Below are 389 nucleotides of genomic sequence, written 5' to 3'. Positions count from 1 at the left end.
CCGCGCGGCCCGGTCGGACCGGATCAGCCGCCAGGCGTGCACCTTGAGAACCGGATACTGCGAGGATGGACACATTCAGTGTCGCATCCGGGCAGACATCGAACCATTTGAAATGGTCTAACTTGGATTTGTTTTTCGCAAGGCCGCCGAGAGGCGGCCCCGAGAAATTCCTTTTCCTATACAGAACCATATGAATCGAACGGAACCGATCAGCGATGGACTGAGAGGACCGGACGGGCTCGAAGCCCAGAATATTTTGGACGGAGAGTTCGATCCTGGCTCAGGATGAACGCTGGCGGCGCGCCTAACACATGCAAGTCGAACGGCACCCCTCTCCGGAGGGAAGCGAGTGGCGAACGGCTGAGTAACACGTGGAGAACCTGCCCCCT

1 rRNA gene is annotated in these 389 nt (G+C 58.4%); it reads left to right on the top strand.

The features are described from left to right. Nucleotides 1–257: 257 nt before the first annotated feature. Nucleotides 258–389 (top strand): 16S ribosomal RNA (locus DXB86_RS09470); the annotation flags it as partial.

Origin of the sequence: Collinsella sp. OM06-18AC, assembly GCF_003438785.1 — a bacterium.
Lineage (GTDB): Bacteria > Actinomycetota > Coriobacteriia > Coriobacteriales > Coriobacteriaceae > Collinsella.
This window is presented reverse-complemented; position numbering and strand designations above follow the sequence as displayed.